Origin of the sequence: Pseudoalteromonas sp. S3431 (genome assembly GCF_000690035.1) — a bacterium.
GTDB lineage: Bacteria > Pseudomonadota > Gammaproteobacteria > Enterobacterales > Alteromonadaceae > Pseudoalteromonas > Pseudoalteromonas fuliginea.
The window spans coordinates 1-17216 of the sequence record NZ_JJNY01000130.1 but is presented as its reverse complement, the minus strand read 5'-3'; the positions used below and the strand labels follow the sequence as shown (position 1 = coordinate 17216).

At 39.6% G+C, this 17216-nt stretch carries 15 protein-coding genes; 7 read left to right on the top strand and 8 right to left on the bottom strand.

Annotation, left to right across the window (positions count from 1 at the left end):
- Window positions 1-298 precede the first annotated feature (298 nt).
- Window positions 299-820 (bottom strand): lipocalin family protein, encoded by a 522-nt coding sequence (locus DO88_RS00275; RefSeq protein ID WP_007376693.1) that lies wholly within the window; start codon window positions 818-820, stop codon window positions 299-301.
- 130 nt (window positions 821-950) lie between these two features.
- Between DO88_RS00275 and DO88_RS00280 the strand changes: the two genes are divergently transcribed.
- The 3 genes from DO88_RS00280 to DO88_RS00290 are packed head-to-tail and all read left to right on the top strand — an operon-like array spanning window position 951 to window position 2377.
- Entirely contained in the window at window positions 951-1406 is a 456-nt protein-coding gene (locus DO88_RS00280; RefSeq protein ID WP_002959175.1) for a YaiI/YqxD family protein, read from the top strand.
- Window position 1407: 1 nt separating this feature from the next.
- A complete protein-coding gene (locus DO88_RS00285; protein ID WP_033041168.1) occupies window positions 1408-1965 on the top strand; it encodes a DUF6942 family protein in 558 nt (185 codons plus the stop codon).
- A 19-nt stretch (window positions 1966-1984) separates the two neighbouring features.
- Window positions 1985-2377, top strand: a complete 393-nt coding sequence (locus tag DO88_RS00290) for an ACT domain-containing protein (protein ID WP_033041167.1) — start codon at window positions 1985-1987, stop codon at window positions 2375-2377.
- Window positions 2378-2473: 96 nt separating this feature from the next.
- Here the strand turns inward: DO88_RS00290 and DO88_RS00295 are convergent, their stop codons facing one another.
- From DO88_RS00295 to DO88_RS00320, 6 genes are all read right to left on the bottom strand, one after another.
- A complete protein-coding gene (locus DO88_RS00295; protein ID WP_033028639.1) occupies window positions 2474-2938 on the bottom strand; it encodes a hypothetical protein in 465 nt (154 codons plus the stop codon).
- Window positions 2939-3105: 167 nt separating this feature from the next.
- Complete coding sequence (locus DO88_RS00300; protein ID WP_033041165.1) at window positions 3106-3765, bottom strand: class I SAM-dependent methyltransferase; 660 nt, start codon at window positions 3763-3765, stop codon at window positions 3106-3108.
- A 28-nt stretch (window positions 3766-3793) separates the two neighbouring features.
- The gene (locus tag DO88_RS00305; protein WP_033041163.1) at window positions 3794-7444 is read right to left on the bottom strand and encodes an SbcC/MukB-like Walker B domain-containing protein; all 3651 of its coding nucleotides are present in this window, start codon (window positions 7442-7444) and stop codon (window positions 3794-3796) included.
- Window positions 7441-8688, bottom strand: a complete 1248-nt coding sequence (locus tag DO88_RS00310) for an exonuclease SbcCD subunit D C-terminal domain-containing protein (RefSeq protein WP_033041161.1) — start codon at window positions 8686-8688, stop codon at window positions 7441-7443. The genes DO88_RS00305 and DO88_RS00310 overlap by 4 nt, the downstream gene beginning before the upstream one ends.
- A 79-nt stretch (window positions 8689-8767) precedes the next feature.
- On the bottom strand, window positions 8768-9004 hold the full coding sequence (locus DO88_RS00315) for a hypothetical protein (protein ID WP_033041158.1): 237 nt from the start codon (window positions 9002-9004) through the stop codon (window positions 8768-8770).
- 134 nt (window positions 9005-9138) lie between these two features.
- Window positions 9139-9375, bottom strand: coding sequence for a hypothetical protein (locus DO88_RS00320; protein WP_033041157.1), 237 nt, complete (start codon window positions 9373-9375; stop codon window positions 9139-9141).
- A 322-nt stretch (window positions 9376-9697) separates the two neighbouring features.
- Here DO88_RS00320 and DO88_RS00325 point away from each other — a divergent pair, with 322 nt between their 5' ends.
- The 4 genes from DO88_RS00325 to DO88_RS00340 all read left to right on the top strand — a co-directional run bounded on the left by DO88_RS00325 (window position 9698) and on the right by DO88_RS00340 (window position 14434).
- Window positions 9698-12145, top strand: coding sequence for a M1 family metallopeptidase (locus DO88_RS00325; protein WP_033041155.1), 2448 nt, complete (start codon window positions 9698-9700; stop codon window positions 12143-12145).
- Entirely contained in the window at window positions 12145-12639 is a 495-nt protein-coding gene (locus DO88_RS00330; RefSeq protein WP_007376678.1) for a DUF6702 family protein, read from the top strand. The genes DO88_RS00325 and DO88_RS00330 overlap by 1 nt, the downstream gene beginning before the upstream one ends.
- Window positions 12640-12970: 331 nt before the next feature.
- The gene (locus tag DO88_RS00335; protein ID WP_007376677.1) at window positions 12971-13576 is read left to right on the top strand and encodes an HAD family hydrolase; all 606 of its coding nucleotides are present in this window, start codon (window positions 12971-12973) and stop codon (window positions 13574-13576) included.
- Window positions 13577-13708: 132 nt separating this feature from the next.
- Window positions 13709-14434, top strand: coding sequence for a YebC/PmpR family DNA-binding transcriptional regulator (locus DO88_RS00340; RefSeq protein ID WP_007376676.1), 726 nt, complete (start codon window positions 13709-13711; stop codon window positions 14432-14434).
- A 226-nt stretch (window positions 14435-14660) separates the two neighbouring features.
- On the opposite strand, the gene DO88_RS00345 is transcribed toward DO88_RS00340, so the two are convergent.
- The gene (locus DO88_RS00345; protein ID WP_033041154.1) at window positions 14661-16841 is read right to left on the bottom strand and encodes a malate synthase G; all 2181 of its coding nucleotides are present in this window, start codon (window positions 16839-16841) and stop codon (window positions 14661-14663) included.
- Window positions 16842-17216 lie beyond the last annotated feature (375 nt).

Genomic DNA, 17216 nt, shown 5'->3' with positions numbered 1-17216 from the left:
GGGTTCTTTCTAGGGACGATTAACTCTTTGTTGCTCGGTTTTTACTTAGCCCACTAGGTTACAAACCTCGCGCCGCGATTTAATCGCCCCTAGATTGAACAAATTTCAATCCACAAAGATCAACACGCCCTAGGCAAAAAAAATGGCAAGCTATATAGCTTGCCAACAATAGGGGATATTCAGTGTTTCCAATACTTGCTGTCTCACGGCAAGTACACACAATATAACCATAATATATTTAAGTTACTTTACTGTTAGATGACTCTTTTATGACTACTGTAAAGGGGCTTTACATTGTTTATTGCTCAACCCAAATTATTTCATCGGTAGCAAAGCCCAACTCTTTAGCTTTAGTTAAAAAGTGTTCTTTAAGCTCTTTGCTAACCGTTGGTGTACGCGACAAAAACCACAAGTAATCTTTGTTGTAACTGGTTATAAATGCATATTGATAATCGGGTTGGTCAAGTTCAAAAATCACGTAAGCGCCATAAAATGGACCAAAAAACGAGACTTTAAAATGCCCTGTGTCTGTGCCCTCTACAAACTTGGCTAAGCCTTCGGCGTCATCCCATTTTTTATCATCCGTTAAATACCCTTTGTTAAGGACCTTTACTGTGCCGTCGTCGTTAATTGAATAAGTCGCGGTAACTTGCTCCATACCTTCTTCGAATGAGTGATTAAGACGCGCTATTTCAAACCACTTGCCTTTATATTTTTGTATATCAAAGTTTTTAACGGGTGTTATTCCCTCCGGAGGGCTGGTGCAGGCACTAAGAAAAAATAACCCTGTAATAAGTAAACCGTATTTAATAGCCTTCATGTAAGCTCCTTTTTTAATTACATAAATCGTACGTATTATCTAAATATAGATGGATATAAAGTTTGCTAGCCGATTAAAAAAATTTGCTATAGGATCATATTAATTCTAAAGCAATAAAAATGACCATAGCATGAAAATTTGGGTAGATGCAGACGCGTGTCCTGTTGTTATAAAAGAAATACTTTTTAGAGCTGCAGAGCGTATGAAAATCGAGACTATTTTAGTGGCCAATCACGCAATGCGTATTCCGCCGTCAAAATACATAAGCCGCGTTCAAGTATCGTCGGGATTTGATGTAGCCGACGACGAAATAGTAAAACGTGTTGAAAAAGGTGATTTAGTTATTACAGGCGATATTCCGCTAGCAAGTGAAGTAATTGATAACGGCGGGCAAGCGCTCAATCCACGTGGCGAGCTTTATACCACCGAGAATATCCGCTCAATACTTAACGTGCGCGACTTTATGGATACCATGCGCTCAAGTGGCGTAGAAATGAGTGGTGGGCCGCCGCCACTTAGCCAAACCGATCGCCAAAACTTTGCAAATAACCTCGACCGTATTTTAGCGCAAAACAAGGCTAACTAGTTTGAACACACAATTAGTTGGCTTAGGTGATACGCAATTTAGCGTGGCGGTATACGTAGAAAAAGCGCCGCCAATGCCGTTTTTTGAAACACTCGAATGCCTAGAACCGGTTATAAATGAGCAAATAAATACCATAAACCAGCACTGTGGTAATGGTTGGCGCAAAGTCTTTAACGTGTATGCAAAAGTGCTATTTTCCCTGCCAAGCGAGCATTACTCATTTGCCAAACAAGCCCCTACTTGGCAACAATATCGCGATGAGTATTTACTGCAAAAAAACAGTAAAACCGCCCTGCTATTTAGCGCGCCCAACATTACTATTACGTGTGCAAATAAAGCTACTAGCAATAAAAACCAGCTACACATAATTGCTGGGCGTACGCACGCTAAAAACTTATTACAACAGGGTAAGTTGCATGCACAATTTGATTGGCTCGACGACGAGTTTGCAATAGACACCAGTAACAACATTATTGTGTGCCCATATTTTGATTACAGGCAGCTAAGTAATATAAAAATTGCGAGATTAAGCGAGCTAGTCGCGCAGCTAAAAAAATAACACATTGTAAGGAACGACCATGGCCGGAATTTTAGAGTTAAACGAATTATTAAAATCAATGCAGCCAGCGCTTAAGCAAGGTGAGTATATTTTTTGTTGCTTAGCAGGGAAATTGGCCGATTATGTTCACTTAGAGCCACTTGCCACTTATGTTGAAGAAGAAGGGCTAACCCTTATTTTAAAAGCTGAAACCGCCGATAAAGCAGGTATTACTTACGAGGGTAAATATAATTTAATTACCCTTAACGTACATTCAAGCTTAGAGGCCGTAGGGCTAACTGCTGCGGTATCTGCAAAGCTGACTGAGCATGGCATTAGCGCTAATGTGGTCGCTGCGTTTTATCACGACCATATTTTTGTACAAACAGATAAAGCACAAGCCGCAATGAAAGCACTTGAAGAGATTGGTTAGGGTTGCTGACACAGTAATGATCTGAGTAACGTGGATATTAGTGCGTCGGGTGGCGCTTCGCTTAACCGACCTACAACAATACAAAAGCTGATATTGCTATAGAGCAACATCAGCTTTTTTGTACACATTTGGACTATTTTCGCAGTATTGTTTATCTACTGGCTCAAGCTTAATTTTTTTACCGGCATTTACTACTACGCATTGAGTGTTTTGATCGAGTTTTTGTTTTTGAATTACGGTAAATTCACCTTCGCTGGTAGCGTATAGATTATACTGATATGCATCGTTGCCGCCTTCAAACAATGCGGTAAATAACCCTCCAACTAACCCGCCGATTATTGCCCCACCTATCATTTCTTCTGTATTGCCATCTAAGCTATCTACAAACCCAAAACCAGCTCCTGCGGCTATGCCTGTACCCACTTCTGATGAGAGTGTGACACGTTGCATAGATTCTACCGAGGCGTAATAGCGTTTAATTATTTGATTTTGACCGTTACGGTCAACACCTTGTGATGCGCAACCCGAGAGGAGTAAAACAGCAATTAACGATTTTTTCATGTTGATTCTCTATTTGCTTATGTTGATATAGAAATAGTAAATCTTAAAACATAAAAAATATGTATGTGCTTTGTATGCAGCTGTGAGAAGTTGTAAATGTATGTATAAAATAAAACACCGAGTAAGCATACTCGGTGTTTATGTGGCTATATTACTTAAATTTAAAACTATTTTATTACATACCCACTAAAACCTAGCGCTTTAAAATACAGCTTCGGAATGCCAAATTTGCACTCATTTAGCAATTCGCTAAAGCGCATTCTATCAAGCGGGTAAAACTCATTTTCTAAGTCATGCCCTGTTTGCGTTTTACCTGTTTCAGTTAAACCCAATTGCGCGCACGTTGTAAGCTGGGCTTCGCGCTCAAATGAAGTTTCGGGGCGCATTAAATCTGCAATATAAAGGTTTGCGTCTTTTTTGAGGCTTCCTTTAATTGCTTTTAATAACTCTTTTTTATCGCCGTTATCTTCTAAAAAATGCATTACCAATAAACATAAAACGGCATCGGCTTTAACCGATAATTTATTAACAGGTCCGGTGTGAATATTGACGCGGCTTGCTATGCCTTGCTCATCAAATTGCTGCTGTGCGATAGCAAGCATATCGGCTGATGTATCTTGCGCAGTAAATTGCCATGTAGGGTTTAGTGCAGCCAGTGCAAGCACTTCTTTGCCTGTGCCTGCCCCTACTACCAAAATATGTGCATTGTCGCTTAGCGTTGCTTGTAGTTGCGCATTAGTGAGCTGATGTAATAATTCATAACCAGGAACTACACGGGTTATGCGGCTATCGTATTGTGTTGCTTGCTCGCCTGTAAACGTTGGCATTGTATCTCCTTGTTTTCATTAATGTTGCTTATAAAACTTCAACTGTGGAATATCCACCTGGCTTTTTGGCTACATGCACTTGAGTGGCTACACGCTCGCTCATTTGTGTTACGTGCGATATAACGCCTACTTTTCTGCCTTGTGCTTGCAAAGAATCCAAAGCGTCCATTGCAATGCTCAGGGTTTCGCTGTCTAACGTACCAAACCCTTCGTCAATAAACAAAGAATTGATTTGTACTTTGTTAGACGAAAGCGATGCTAAACCAAGTGCAAGCGCTAGCGATACTAAAAATGACTCGCCGCCCGAGAGCGTATTAACAGAGCGTTGCTCGTCGGCCATGTCGCGGTCGATAATTGCAATGTCGAGCGTTTGCGCTATGGCGGTTAATTCGTAGCGTTTGTTGAGTGTTTTTAAGTGGCTGTTGGCATAGTGCAGTAATATTCTTAGCGTCTGTGTTTGCGCTAAGTTACGCATTTTTTTACCTTCTTTATCTCCAATTACCTTATTAAGCAAGTGCCACTGATCAACCTGTGTTTTAAGTGTAGTTAACTCAGCCTGCTTACCTTCAAGTGACTTTGCGTTTTGGTTGTGTTGCTCAATAGCGGTATTAGTCGCTAGTAATGCGTTTTGCAGCTGCGTTTGTTGCTCGTTTAAGCTACTTAGTTGAGTATTTGAAGCCTCTACATTTTGTGTTGGTTTATCGCTACTGTTGTGTTTTTCAAGCGTAAGTTGCTGCTGTTTTAATGCGGCATTTGCATCTGTTAACGCTTGAGTTAACTGCTCATGCTGATTTAAATGCGCTTTAATAGTATCGCTACTGAGCGTTAGTAAAATTTTGACCTGTTCGTGCGTTGCATTGCTATATTGCGCTTTAAAGTCAGTAAACCACTGGTTATAACGTGCCTCAAGTGTTGCTAGTTCTTGGCTGTTTTCAAGTAAGCGTTGCTCCACATTTTTAAGCGTTATAGCGTGCTCATCTCGTTGTTTTATAGCGTCGTCATAAGCTTTTTGACTCGCTTGAACCTGCGATTGTTTCTGCTCTTGCTCACTTGTGAGTTTTGCTTGGAAGTCGTCTGCGCTTATTTGCTCATTATTAAATAAAGCTGAGCGCTCACTTTGTACCGCGTTTAATAGCGCTTTAGCTTTTACAAACTCTTCATTAAGTACTTTTAACGATTGCTCGTTGTTACTTATAAGCGGTGTGAGCTGCTTTATTTGCTCATTAGCTGTGTCTTGGCGCTTTTGGCTTTGCTCAAGTTGCGTTTGAGTTTGCTGATACTGCGCAACCCGCTCGTGCAGCTCGCTAAGTTCAAGTGTATTGGCTTGTAGTTGCTGCCAAAAATCACTGTTTTCAAATTGGCTATTGAGCGTTGTACCCAGCTCGTTAATTTGTGCACTTAGCTCGCTACGCTTACTCGTTATTTGGTTTTTCTGGTGTGTAAGCTCAAGGTGTTTATTACTCAGTTGCTGCTGTATTTGCTGCTCTGCTTTAAGTGCTGCTTGTAGCTCATTTACTTTAGTTTGCAGTGTACGTTGACGTTTTTGTTGCTCAAAGTATTGCGCTTTCTGATCGTTTAATTGCTTATAAGTTACTTCAAGCTGATCAGGGGGCAAACTAAAAAGTTCTGTGCGAGCTGCTTGCATAGTGTTGACAATTTCAAGCCGCTTGGTGAGTGCCGTTTGTATTACTTGCTCAAGTTGCCCGTGTTCAGCAGTTAAAACGGCATGTTGAGTTTGGTGCTTATGCAGCTCGCTTTGTGCATGATCAAATTGCTTTTTAGCTGTATTAAAAGCATTTTCAAAATCAGTAATTAAGTTATTTAATTGCTGATTTTGATTTACCGCATACGGGTGCTCAGTTGCGCCGCACACTAAACAAGGCTCATTAGGGCGAAGCTCAGTGCGTAAATGTTCTACGTTTTCGCTCGCTCTTAAGTGCGCTTGGTTAAGTGCGTACTCGGTACCTTTAAGCGCTTGCTCGCTGGTTATTAAATGCTGATTAAGTAAAGCATGGGCTTGCTGGCTTTCATTTAACTGCTGATTAAGTACTTGTTGGCGTTGAGTGCTTTGTTTTAGTTCTGCGTTAAATTGCCCGTAACGCTCTCGCTGCTCTTTTAAGTAATCAATACTTTTTAGCTGAGCGTCGCAGTGCTCTGCATTAAATTCATTAAGCTGAGTATTTAATGCCTGTAAAGTTGATTGCTCGCCACTAAGTGCCACCTCGCATTGCTGCACTTTATTATTTTGCGTATTTAAAAGATCGCTCTGATTTTCAAGCTCGCTATTAAGAGTTTGGCTTTGCGCAGCGTTTGCGGTTAATTGCTGCTGTGCATTTAAGTAGGTATTAAAGCTTTGCTGATAGTAGCTCCAGTCTTTTGCTAAAACGTGCAGCTGTGCATGCTCATTAAGCCATTGCTGGCTTTTAGTTGAGTCGGTATTAGCGAGATCAAGCTCGTTATTGCTTTGTTTAAGCTGCTGTGTGAGCTCATCAAACTGAGATTGCTCTTTGGTTATTTGCGACTCAGTACCTTTTACAGCTTGAGTTTGCAAGGCAATGCTGCTGTCGAGCTCTCGCGCTTTAGCTATAACGGGCGCTGCATTTTGTTTTTGCTCATTGGCGTTATTAAGTAGCTCGGTATGCTTAGCAAGCGCGGTATTACGCTCGTTAATTACCGCTAAATGATCAACACTTTTAAGTGATGTTATTTGCTGATCCAACGCCGTATTTTGATCGGTTAATTGAGTAAAACGGCTGCGGTTATCTTTTATTTCAAGCGCCTGCTTGGCTTGTTTTGCCTGCTCGCTTTGAACAACGATACTTTCAAGCGCTGAGCTTGCTTGTTGCTGAGTTTGCTGTGCTTGCAATAAATTTTGCTCAAGCACTGTAGCTTGCTGATACCAGTTAAGTGCTTTTTCGGTTTTGGTCAGCTCTTTTTTAGTGTGTTCGGTTTGCGCTTTTAAATCGGTTAACTTGGTTTGCTGTAACTCAAGTTCTACTGGTGTTAGCAAAGTATAGCTTTCAAGGCCTGCTTTAAGCGCTTCAAGCTTTGCTACTTGCTCTTTATGGCGCTCAAAAATACGCACGCCAATACGGCTAAATTTATCGGTGCCTGTTAAACACTCTAAAAGTTGTGCTCGCTCATCGCCAGTGGCTTTTAAAAATGCAGCAAACTCATGTTGCGCTAAAAGTACGGCACGGGAGAACTGCTCAAAGTTAAGCCCTATTTTGCTCTCAACTTCTTTTATTGTGTGGCTTTTGTCAGCTATTAAGGTTTCGTCTGGCAGGGTTACTAAGGTGTGCTCTGCTACTTTAAGTTTGCCTGTTACTTTTTTATGGGTCCGTGCAATTGTATAGCGCGCACGATAAAGCTGTTTATCTTGCCCTAAAAAGTCGACCTCGGCGTAGCCTTCCCATGTACCTCTGCGTAGTAGGTTCCGCGCATCATTAAGCTTAATGCTGTCGCCATTAAACTCAATTAAGTTACCTTTATCGCCACGTAGCCTCGCTGTTTTTGTATAAAGGGCTAAACATATCGCATCTAAAAAGGTACTTTTACCAGCGCCGGTATCGCCTGTTATTGCAAATAAGCCTGCATCTTTTAATGGGGCTTGAGTAAAGTCTATTTTAGCATCAACTATTGAGGCTAAATTATGAATACGAACTGCGGTTATTTTCATAGTTGTTCTTGCTCCGTAAGCTCGTTTATCACATCACTTAAAAGTGCTTTTAGCTCATCGGGTACACTTTGCCCTGCCATGTCTTTATCGTTTGCAAATGCTTGTTCTAATAAGTTAAGCGGGTTGAGCATTTCAACTTCGCTTAAATCTTCAAATACGGTGTTGTCGTCATTTTGCGCTGATTGTTCACGTACACGTTCAATACCACAAAATTTAATATGCTTGCCTTCAAGTGCTTGTTCTATTTGTTCTCTGAAGGTGGTGTCGGTATCGCTTGATTTAAGCTTTACACGTAAATAAGGCGCTGTTGTATTTTGTGCGGTGTCGAGCGCTTTAATTTGCTCGCATAGTTCGCTTAATGGCACACACTCCCCTTTTGGTAAAACAATTACATCGGCAGAGCGCGGAATGTAAAGGGGGTTTACAGTTGTACTAATATGTTGTTTTTCATCAATAATAAACTCAACAACATTTACTTGGTGCGTGTAGTTACGTTCTGAAAACGACATAGGTATAGGTGTGCCGCTGTAGCGAATAATATCGCTTTTAGCGACTTGTTGCGCTTTGTGTAAATGACCAAGGGCAACATAGTTGGCTTGTTTACCAAATACGTTGGCTGAAATAGACTCCTCACCACCTATCACTAAGTTACGCTCAGAATCACTTGAGATATCCCCGCCTTTTGCGTGTAAATGCCCCATAACTATTAATGGTGAGTTTTGCTCGTTTATATTAGTAGCGTGTTCTAGTGCAAGCTCGTAAGCTTTTGCAACGCCTTGAGAATAACTAGGACCGCTTTCAGTTTGGCTAAGTAAACTTACATCGCTTGCACGTAAAAATGGCATAGCGACGATTACAGCGCGTTTACCATTGGTATTTATGGTAATAACCGTTTCATCGGGTATTGCGACATCAAAGCGCCCTACTACGTGTGTATCAAATTGCGCTAGTAATGGCTGAGCTGCCAAAATACGATTCGCAGAGTCGTGATTACCCGCAATAATGACTATGTGTAATTGTGGGGATGCCTTTTTGGCGTCTTTAATAAATTGGTAAAGCTGATTTTCGGCGCTAGCGCTTGGAGTTGCGGTATGATAAATATCGCCAGCAACTAAAAGTAAGTCTATTTGTTGTTCAACAAGAGTGGCTAATAACCATGTAAAAAAGGCTTGATGTTCAACACGGCGGTCGTGTTCGTAAAATTGTTGGCCAAGGTGCCAATCTGAGGTGTGGAGGACTTTCATGTCACGCTCTTAAAAAACCAGTAAGAGCGCCAATATACCCAAGGCAGTTAAAGATGCAAGCCTAAGGACCATTTTAAGGTTAGGTTAAACTATACCAGCCTACAAAAATAATCGGTAATGTTAGCAATGCCATAATTAGTGGGTACTTTAGTGTTTTAGTTTGCTTAGTTTGTAGCACTTTTAAAGCATTAACTTCGTTACATGCTGCTACTTTATCAATGTAAAAATAACCAGAATCGAGATACTGTTTACAGTTGTTCTCATTTGCCGGGATAGCAATTAGTTCTTGTTGTTTTTTTAGGATATAAAAATCCATGAGTCCACCGCATTTATTGCTACTAATCTATATTTATTTGAGGATAAATGTGACGAATTTATTTGCCTCAAATAAAAGGGTGGGCGATTTTAAATACAAACAGCATTAAAGATCAATAAAAATATTAACTATTTTTAATTTATCGTATAAATAGCCAATATTATTGAGATTGCAGCAATATTTACGCCAATAATAATGCGTTTCTTATTACTTTTTTGTATGGATGGGAACCTTTTTAGCGCATCCTGTTTGTTACATGCCGACACTATATTTACGTATTTGTAGTTATTATTTTGGTAACTTTCAAGCAATTCTTCTTCAGCTGGAATAGCTTCGAGCTGCTGATCTTTTTTAACAATATAAAATTTCATAGCAGTCTCCGTTTTTACTAATGTAATTTGAAGTTAATGTAAGTTAACAAATATACCTACACTGTAGTTTGTTGTAATGGATTAGGGATGAACTCTATAAATTGAGTTGTTTGTTCCTGTTTTAATACTAAGTAATTGTGTTTTTTGTAAACCCCCTTTACAGTTTTGCTCCCGTTTATTTTAGTCATAGTTTTATACATAATAAAAAGCTGTAAAACGTTAGTGAATACCACCTTATAAAAGCTGCACTTTATCGCTAATTTATTGAAGCTAAGCTGTTATTTTGTCAAAGTACCCTTACTAAAATTTATCAGGACTAACAATGAAAAAAATAGGTCTTACGCTGAGCGCTTTTGTATTGCCACTGGCAATGTCGAGTGTTGTTATGGCGTCTTCAGTTGAGCAAACAAAAGGTTCTTATGTTGATAAGTTTCGTCAATTAGACGAAGCTCTGCCAACACCAAATGTTTACCGTAGTGCGGCTGGCGAACCAGGAGAAAAATACTGGCAGCAACGTGTTAATTACGATATTGATGTAAAGCTAGATGAAAAAAAGCACCGTATTACGGGTAGCCAAAGTATTGAATATAAAAATAACTCACCACATACGCTTAAATATTTATGGTTACAGCTAGATCAAAATATTTTTAAAAGTGACTCTATTGCCGAAACAACAAAAACATTTAAAAGCACTTTAAAAAGCCTACCAGCTCAAAAGCCTGCTAAATTAAGTTTAGGTGAGCTACGTCGTCAGCAATTTATGAGCGACAACGAACTTGGTTACACTATTAGTGGTGTTAAAGACGAAGACGGCAAAGAGCTGCGCGTAACTGTTGTTGATACTTTAATGCGCGTTGATTTAAACGAGCCATTAAAACCAGGTAAAGAAGTCGAATTTAGCATGAACTTCGCCTTCAACATTGTTGAAGAAGATGCTGTAGGTGCACGTTCTGGTTACGAGCATTTTGAAGAAGACGGCAACGACATATTCTTAATTGCTCAGTGGTTTCCTCGCTTAGCCGCTTATACCGATTATGAAGCATGGACAAACAAGGCATTTTTAGGTTCTGGTGAATTTACGCTTGAGTTTGGTGATTACGATGTAGAAATTACCGTTCCTGCAGATCACATTGTATCGGCAACAGGTAAGCTTGATAACGCGAGCAAAGTACTAACAAGTACTCAGCGCAAACGTTTAAAGCAAGCTGAAACATCTAAGCGTCCTGTGTTTATTGTTAATGCAGAAGAAGCGCTAGAAAACGAAAAAGAAGGCACAGACAAAACTAAAACGTGGCACTTTAAAGCGCAAAACGTACGCGACTTTGCTTGGGCGTCTTCTCGTAAGTTTATGTGGGATGCAAAAGGTTATCAACAAGGTGGTGACGTTCAGCCTTTAGTTATGGCAATGTCGTTCTTCCCTAAAGAAGGTGGTGACTTATGGAAAAAGTACTCAACTGAAGCGGTTGTACACACAATGGAAGTGTACTCTAAGTATTCTTTTGATTACCCGTACCCAACTGCACAGTCGGTTAATGGCCCCGTTGGTGGTATGGAATACCCAATGATCACCTTTAACGGTCCACGTACTAAGTTACAAGATGATGGTACTCGTACTTATTCTCAAGCTGAAAAGCGCTTTTTACTTGGCGTAGTTATTCATGAAGTTGGCCATATTTACTTTCCGATGATTGTAAATTCGGATGAGCGCCAATGGACGTGGATGGATGAAGGCTTAAACAGCTTTTTAGATGGTGTTGCTGGTCGTGAATGGGATCCTACTATTCCTTGGGGTGTTGAGCCTCGCGATATAGTGAGCTATATGAAGTCTGAAAACCAAGTACCTGTTATGACTCAGTCAGACAGTGTATTACGTTTAGGCCCTAATGCTTATACTAAACCTGCCGCAGCCCTTAATATTTTACGTGAAGTGATTTTAGGCCGTGACTTATTCGACTTTGCATTTAAAGAGTATGCTCAGCGCTGGAAATACAAGCGCCCTACCCCAGCTGATTTTTTCCGCACAATGGAAGAAGCCTCTGGTGTTGATTTAGATTGGTTTTGGCGTGGCTGGTTTTACACCACAGACCATGTTGATATCTCTTTAGATAAAGTATATCAACTACGTTTAGACACTAAAAACCCTGATATTGATTACAGCCGTTTACGTGATATTGAAGCAGATAAGCCTACGTCATTATTTGTTGAGCGTAACCGCGCCGAAGGTAAAAAAACATGGGTTGAGCAAAACCCTGATGTTACCGACTTTTATGACGAAAACGACCGCTTTACTGTAACCAATAAAGAACGTAACTCGTACAATAAGTTTTTAAAAGGCTTAGAGCCGTGGGAGCGTAAAACGCTTGAGCGCGCTTTAGAAGAAGATAAAAACTATTATGTAATGGAATTTTCAAACCTAGGTGGTTTGGTAATGCCTATATTACTTGAGCTAACATATGAAGATGGCACAACCGAAGAGCGTTATATTCCTGCTGAAATTTGGCGTCGTAATTATAAAAACGTTCAAAAGCTGATTGTTACCGATAAAAACAAGCCGCTTGTATCAGTGACTGTCGATCCAGGTTGGGAAACAGCTGATGTAGATGTTGAAAACAACAATTACCCTCGCCGTATTATTCCTTCACGTATTGAAGTGTTTAAAAAGGAAAAGAGTAAAGCTAAAGTGAGTCGCGATATCATGCAAGATATTAAAACTGAGCTTAAAAGTGATGAGAAAAAAGACGAAAAGGATGACGGTGAGGAGCAGCAATAATGCGCTTTTTGCTTATTATTGTTTGCCTTTTAGTTGCTGCGCCAAGTATAGCGCATCAACTAAAATCGTCAGTTACAACGGTGCTTTTTAACAAACGAACGCATAATGTTGAGTTAATGCATCGCTTTTATTTACATGATACCGAACATGCCGTAGGAACATTATTTGAAGGCAAAATCGATATTATTAGTAATAAAACCGATCAACAACGTTTTGCTAAGTATGTTGAATCGCACGTTGCGCTACAAACGCTAAGTGGTGAATCTATACCGCTTAGCTTTGTAGGTGCACAAGTTGATGGAAAGTTTTTTTGGGTTTACCAAGAAGCACCTATACCAAAAGGGATTGAAGGGATTAAAATGAGTAATGGTGCACTACGTGATTTATGGCCAACTCAGGTGAATATGGTTAATGTTGAGGGGAAAGGTAGGATTAAAACCTTAAACTTTGCCCAAGATGATACATGGCTTGAAGCCCGCTTCGAGCAAAATTAATTATTATTTGAATAAACCTTTCCCAATCTACGCGCACTGTAATTAATGTGCGCGTATTCTCTTCTTTTGTTTAAGATACATTCATAATTGATCTGTACTATGTAAAGTACCGTAAAATTAATCAAATTGTATTGTATATTTACCTTGTTTCGCGCAATCTAAAGGTAATTACTAAGTTTTTATTTTTTCTTTATTATCAGTTGATTGATGTGTTTACGCATTATTAATTTAAATATAGTTGATGTTATTTCCCCATAATTTGGGCATAAGTAGTAGAGCATTTTATGTTTAAAGTACGTTTAGTTAATTATTATTAAACCCAAGGAATGATATGACGACTCAGGTAGAGGCTATTCATGGTGTTATTTTTGATTTAGATGGCACATTGGTATCGTCTGAATTAGATTTTTCGCTTATAAAAGCACAAATAGGCTGTCCTTGTGAGCAGGACTTACTCGATTTTATAGCGCAACTCCCATCACCTTACATGCGTGAAGAAGCTATGAATATTGTGCATCAGCATGAGTTACTCGATGCTCAACATGCCACGTTATTACCAGGTGTTAGCGAAGCTATTGCACAGTTAAAAGCTAAAAAAATTCCAATGGCTATAGTTACTCGAAACTTTGATAAAGCAGCATCAATAAAACTTCAGAATAATCCATTACCTATCAGCACGGTTTTAACGCGAAGCGACGCACCCGCAAAACCAGATCCAAGTGCATTAAATGCAATTGCTACGCTTTGGGATATTAGTTCTGCTAATTTGCTCTACGTTGGTGATTACTTATATGACATACAAGCTGCACACAACGCAGATATGCGTGCTTGTTTATATGCTCCTGATGTAACTCCTGGTTATGCAGATCAAGCTGACTACGTTTTACATGACTTTTATGAGCTAGTTGGATTAATTGATAATTACTCAGAAAATTAGAGTTATGTTAAATAGCGTGTTACTTAATTTAATTAGTAATAAGTAGTACACTATTTAAATTACAAAACTAGCCCAATACGTTTTGAATTGGTAAAATACTGCAAAACGTAACGTATTCATTAGAGGCACAAAATGGGCAGAGCATTTGTAGTTCGTCAAAGTTCTATGATCAAAACGGCTAATGCTAAAACGAAAATAAACTCAAGGTATGGTAAAGAGATTTACGTTGCAGCAAAAAGTGGTGAACCCGATCCCGAAGTAAATCAAACATTACGCCGCCTAATCGAAAAAGCTAAAAAAGACCAAGTTCCCGCACACGTTATTGAAAAAGCAATTGAGAAAGCAGCCGGTGGAGCAGGGGAAGACTATTCAGTTGCCCGTTACGAAGGCTATGGCCCTGGTAATTGCATGGTTATTGTTGACTGTTTGACCGATAATCCGAACCGTACTATCAAAGATGTACGTTTGCCATTTACTAAAACAGACTCAAAAATTGGTACTCCTGGCTGTGTAGCGCATATGTTTGATCATTATGCGGTACTTGGCTTTGCAGGCGATGACGATGAGGTCGTATTAGAAGCATTAATGATGGCTGATGTTGATGTAACCGACGTTGAAGCCGAGGACGGTAAAATATCGGTATTTGCACCGCCAACAGAATACTTTAAAGCTAAAACAGCCCTTGAAGACGCATTTGAAGGCATTAACTTTGAAGTAGATGAAATTACGTTTATTCCTCAAGTTAATATTGAAATTGAAGACGAAGAAGTTATCGCTAACTTCGATAAGTTTATAAATATGCTTGAAGATTGTGACGATGTACAAAATATTTATCACAATGCCATTGTAAAAAATTAAACGTAAACGGTTAAAAGCTTTAAAAAGCGTGTTTTGTGTATGCAAAACGCGCTTTTTTACGTTTGAATAAATGTTAGATATTCATATGTATTATACTTATTTGAATATATATATTTTTAAAATGCCATAAAAGCGCTGCTATTTTAATTCTAGGCGATAAAAAACCAGCCCGAAGGCTGGTTTGACTCAAAAAACAATTCAAGCACGTGTTAAAAATTTGGAGTGATTAACAATGTTGTGCTTTGTATTTAATACGGTAGCTATGCAGTAATGGTTCAGTGTAACCACTAGGCTGTGTTACGCCTTCTAAAACTAATGCAGTAGCGGCTTGAAACGCAATGCTGTTATTAAGGGTTTCTTCGTCTGTTGCCATGGGTGTATAGGCAGTGTCATGCTCGTTTTGACCATCAACCACTTTGGCCATTTTAGCCATGGTTGATTTTATTTGCGCCTGTGAGCACACGCCATTTAGCAACCAATTAGCCATATGCTGGCTTGAAATACGCAGTGTTGCTCTGTCTTCCATTAGCCCAATATGGTTAATGTCAGGTACTTTTGAACAGCCTACGCCTTGATCAATCCAACGTACAACGTAACCTAAAATACCTTGTGCGTTGTTTTCTAGCTCACTTTGAATATCTTCTTTTGAAAGCGTTTTAGGGTCTGCCATTAGCGGCGGTGTAAGTAGGTTATTAAAGCTAGCAATAGTACGTTTAGCTATGCTTTGCTGCTCATTAAATACGTTTATATCGTGATAATGCATTGCATGCAGGGTAGCAGCTGTAGGGGAGGGCACCCATGCTGTATTAGCGCCTGATTTAGGGTGAGCTTGTTTTTGCTCCATCATTAATGCCATTTTATCTGGCATTGGCCACATGCCTTTACCTATTTGTGCTTTATGACTCAAGCCACAAGCAAGGCCAATATCGACATTGCGATCCTCGTAAGCTTGTATCCATGGTTGCTGTTTAATCTGTGCTTTTGGAAGTACAACGCCCGCTTGCATAGAGGTATGAATTTCATCGCCTGTGCGGTCTAAAAATCCAGTATTTATAAATACAACACGCTCTTTGGCTGCACAAATACAGGCTTTTAGGTTTACAGAAGTGCGGCGTTCTTCATCCATAATACCCATTTTAAGCGTGTTTTTAGGTAAGCTTAGCGCTTCCTCTACTAAACTAAATAAAGTGTTAGTAAATGCTACCTCTTCAGGGCCATGCATTTTTGGTTTAACTATATTAATACTTTGCGCGCTTGAATTTTTTATACCTGTTTTTTTATTTAGGTCGTGCAGGGCAGCAGTAGCAGTAAACATCGCATCCATAATGCCTTCAAATACCGGTTGATTGTACACATCAGTAATAGCAGGGTTCGTCATTAAATGGCCAACGTTTCTTACAAACATCATGCTACGGCCTTTTAAAGTAACTGTGCCACCATCAAGTGCGGTGTATGTTTTATCACTTTGCAGAGTACGCTCTACAGTTTTATCGCCTTTTTTAAACGATTCAACTAAGTTACCTTGCATCAACCCAAGCCAATTTTTATAAACTTGTACTTTATCTTCTGCATCTACCGCAGCTACTGAATCTTCACAATCCATAATGGTGGTAAGCGCGGCCTCTAGCACTACATCTTTTAATCCTGCTTTATCAGCTTGGCCAATAATGTGGTGGTGATCGATATGCAGCTCTATATGTAAGCCATTGTTTTTTAATAACACTACAGTTGGATTTTGCGCTTCTCCTTGATAGCCAATAAGCTGAGATGGGTCAGCTAATGTGGTTTGAGAGCTATCACGCAAGGTAATTAAAAGTGCGCCATCTACTACTGAGTAATTCGTGCTTTCTATATGCGAGCCATTAGTCAACGGCAATGCTTTATCTAAAAACTGGCGAGCGTAGGCCATGACCTTAAAGCCACGAACAGGGTTGTAGGTATTACCTTTTTCAGCCCCGTCATCTTCGCTTAGTACATCAGTACCGTATAAAGCGTCGTATAACGAGCCCCAACGCGCGTTAGCGGCATTAAGTGCAAAGCGTGCGTTACTTACAGGCACAACCAATTGAGGGCCTGCTGTAAGGGCCACTTCAGGCTCTACATTTTGGGTTTCAATTGTAAAGTTGGCAGGCTCTTTTACCAAGTAGCCAATATCTTGTAAAAAGGCATGGTACTTGGCGCTATTCCACGTTTTATTAGCTAGATGATAGTCATCTATTTGCTGTTGAAGCAGCTCTCGCTTTTCAAGCAGTGCCTTATTTATAGGAGTAAGCGTTTGAACGATATGTGCAAAGCTTTGCCAAAATTGCAGCTCACTTAAGTGAGTGCCAGGGAGTAATTGGCTTTTAACAAAATCAGCGAGTTGTGTGTCTACGCTGAGTCCTGAGTGTGTGAGAGTGTGGGACATAATTGCCCTCCTTAAACGGTCGCGATGTTGTTGTGCGTTTGTGCGTTAAGGCAACAATAACGCAAAAAAGCAATGTTGAGTGCTTTTTAGCCATTCATAAAATATATAGCCGTAATAACAACTATAAATTTACTAAATCTAGAAAAGGAGCCTAATGTTGAATCAAGCGAAACGGAGCACACACTCCTGGCCACTCTCACAACATTAAAATAATTTATACCAATCTGCTTATGTATGGGGTCTATTTAACGTTAAGAAAATTACGCTAGAGCTAGGCAAAAATTTTTGTATCTAGTTATTCTAAATAAAAAATTTTTAACGACGTTATAGTGCAATTTAATTCGTTAAATTGATCAAAGATTTATGCAGGTTGGT

Bases quoted from the DNA above. Each gene is read 5' to 3' on its own strand.
- DO88_RS00290 (WP_033041167.1), top strand. From the start codon at position 1,985: ATGGCCGGAATTTTAGAGTTAAACGAATTATTAAAATCAATGCAGCCA.
- DO88_RS00300 (WP_033041165.1), bottom strand. From the start codon at position 3,765: ATGCCAACGTTTACAGGCGAGCAAGCAACACAATACGATAGCCGCATA.
- DO88_RS00295 (WP_033028639.1), bottom strand. From the start codon at position 2,938: ATGAAAAAATCGTTAATTGCTGTTTTACTCCTCTCGGGTTGCGCATCA.
- DO88_RS00325 (WP_033041155.1), top strand. From the start codon at position 9,698: ATGAAAAAAATAGGTCTTACGCTGAGCGCTTTTGTATTGCCACTGGCA.
- DO88_RS00335 (WP_007376677.1), top strand. From the start codon at position 12,971: ATGACGACTCAGGTAGAGGCTATTCATGGTGTTATTTTTGATTTAGAT.
- DO88_RS00275 (WP_007376693.1), bottom strand. From the start codon at position 820: ATGAAGGCTATTAAATACGGTTTACTTATTACAGGGTTATTTTTTCTT.
- DO88_RS00310 (WP_033041161.1), bottom strand. From the start codon at position 8,688: ATGAAAGTCCTCCACACCTCAGATTGGCACCTTGGCCAACAATTTTAC.
- DO88_RS00305 (WP_033041163.1), bottom strand. From the start codon at position 7,444: ATGAAAATAACCGCAGTTCGTATTCATAATTTAGCCTCAATAGTTGAT.
- DO88_RS00320 (WP_033041157.1), bottom strand. From the start codon at position 9,375: ATGAAATTTTATATTGTTAAAAAAGATCAGCAGCTCGAAGCTATTCCA.
- DO88_RS00345 (WP_033041154.1), bottom strand. From the start codon at position 16,841: ATGTCCCACACTCTCACACACTCAGGACTCAGCGTAGACACACAACTC.
- DO88_RS00330 (WP_007376678.1), top strand. From the start codon at position 12,145: ATGCGCTTTTTGCTTATTATTGTTTGCCTTTTAGTTGCTGCGCCAAGT.
- DO88_RS00280 (WP_002959175.1), top strand. From the start codon at position 951: ATGAAAATTTGGGTAGATGCAGACGCGTGTCCTGTTGTTATAAAAGAA.
- DO88_RS00340 (WP_007376676.1), top strand. From the start codon at position 13,709: ATGGGCAGAGCATTTGTAGTTCGTCAAAGTTCTATGATCAAAACGGCT.
- DO88_RS00315 (WP_033041158.1), bottom strand. From the start codon at position 9,004: ATGGATTTTTATATCCTAAAAAAACAACAAGAACTAATTGCTATCCCG.